1 pseudogene is annotated in these 256 nt (G+C 45.3%); it reads left to right on the top strand.

Going from position 1 to position 256, the window contains the following annotated elements:
- Positions 1 to 256 (top strand): annotated as a pseudogene (locus PGX78_RS08065) (OmpH family outer membrane protein); the annotation flags it as partial.

Below are 256 nucleotides of genomic sequence, written 5' to 3'. Positions count from 1 at the left end.
ACGAGCAAGGTATTTGCACCGGATAATGAAGCAATTGTAAACGCACAGAAAGAATTACAAACGGCTTCCCAGGATATGCAGAAGCAGTTTGAAGAACAGTCCGCCAATATGTCGGACGAAGAAAAAGCTCAACTCTTCCAAAAGATGCAAGGCGAAATGTCCGATAAGCAGGAAGCTATTCAAAAGGGCTTGAAAGACAAATTGGAAACAGCTGTAGGCAGCGTCGCTTCGACTAAGGGCTTGAGCCTTGTTGTCG

The sequence above is a fragment of the Megasphaera sp. AF13-6AC genome (assembly GCF_027685385.1).
In the GTDB taxonomy this organism is placed as follows: domain Bacteria; phylum Bacillota; class Negativicutes; order Veillonellales; family Megasphaeraceae; genus Megasphaera; species Megasphaera micronuciformis.
The sequence above is the reverse complement of the archived record's forward strand: the minus strand, read 5'-3'. Positions and strand labels throughout refer to the sequence as shown.